The organism is Anaerococcus senegalensis JC48, from assembly GCF_000321005.1.
GTDB lineage: Bacteria > Bacillota > Clostridia > Tissierellales > Peptoniphilaceae > Anaerococcus > Anaerococcus senegalensis.
This window is the reverse complement of sequence record NZ_CAEK01000023.1, coordinates 1-1,587: the sequence shown is the minus strand read 5'-3', so window position 1 is coordinate 1,587 and position 1,587 is coordinate 1. Positions and strand designations below refer to the sequence as shown.

The 1,587-nt window shown below is 48.4% G+C and carries 1 rRNA gene; it reads left to right on the top strand.

The window, feature by feature from the left end:
* The first annotated feature begins 29 nt into the window (after positions 1-29).
* Positions 30-1,555: ribosomal RNA gene (locus ASHG_RS00005) — 16S ribosomal RNA — on the top strand.
* Positions 1,556-1,587: the final 32 nt, after the last annotated feature.

The following is a 1,587-nucleotide window of genomic DNA, read 5'->3' as shown; positions in this document are numbered from 1 at the left end:
CGAAAAATGACAATAGTCAAGATCAAACTTTAATTGAGAGTTTGATCCTGGCTCAGGATAAACGCTGGCGGCGTGCATAACACATGCAAGTCGAACGATGAAGCTTAGATGATTTCTTCGGAATGAACTTAAGTGGATTAGTGGCGAACGGGTGAGTAACACGTGAGTAACCTGCCTTATACAAGGGGATAGCCTCTGGAAACGGAGAATAATACCCTATAAAGTCTAATCAGCACATGCTGGAAAGACCAAAGATTTATCGGTGTAAGATGGACTTGCGTCTGATTAGCTAGTTGGTGAGATAAAAGCTCACCAAGGCGACGATCAGTAGCCGGCTTGAGAGAGTGTACGGCCACATTGGGACTGAGACACGGCCCAAACTCCTACGGGAGGCAGCAGTGGGGAATTTTGCACAATGGGGGAAACCCTGATGCAGCGACGCCGCGTGATTTAGAAGGCCTTCGGGTTGTAAAAATCTTTTTTACGGGATGAAAATGACAGTACCGTAAGAATAAGGTCCGGCTAAATACGTGCCAGCAGCCGCGGTAATACGTATGGACCGAGCGTTGTCCGGAATCATTGGGCGTAAAGGGTACGTAGGCGGCCTAGTAAGTTAGAAGTGAAAGAATATAGCTCAACTATATAAAGCTTTTAAAACTGTTAGGCTTGAGAGATGAAAGGGAAAGTGGAATTCCTAGTGTAGCGGTGAAATGCGCAGATATTAGGAAGAATACCGGTGGCGAAGGCGACTTTCTGGTCATCATCTGACGCTGAGGTACGAAAGCGTGGGTAGCAAACAGGATTAGATACCCTGGTAGTCCACGCTGTAAACGATGAGTGTTAGGTTCTTGGAATAATCTGGGAGCCGCAGCTAACGCATTAAACACTCCGCCTGGGGAGTACGCACGCAAGTGTGAAACTCAAAGGAATTGACGGGGACCCGCACAAGCAGCGGAGCATGTGGTTTAATTCGACGCAACGCGAAGAACCTTACCAAGTCTTGACATAATACGGAGGGAATTAGAGATAATTCCTTACCACTTCGGTGGGCTGTATTACAGGTGGTGCATGGTTGTCGTCAGCTCGTGTCGTGAGATGTTGGGTTAAGTCCCATAACGAGCGCAACCCCTATCGTTAGTTACCATCATTAAGTTGGGGACTCTAGCGATACTGCCGGTGATAAACCGGAGGAAGGTGGGGACGACGTCAAATCATCATGCCCTTTATGACTTGGGCTACACACGTGCTACAATGGCAGATACAGAGGGCAGCGAAAGAGTGATCTGAAGCGAAACTCACAAAATCTGTCCCAGTTCGGATTGTACTCTGCAACTCGAGTACATGAAGTTGGAGTTGCTAGTAATCGCGAATCAGAATGTCGCGGTGAATGCGTTCCCGGGTCTTGTACACACCGCCCGTCACACCATGGGAGTTGGCAATACCCGAAGCCTGTGAGCGAACCATTAGGACGCAGCAGTCGAAGGTAGGGTCAGTAACTGGGGTGAAGTCGTAACAAGGTAGCCGTATCGGAAGGTGCGGCTGGATCACCTCCTTTCTAAGAGTAAAAAGTCGGTACGCTGACTTTTA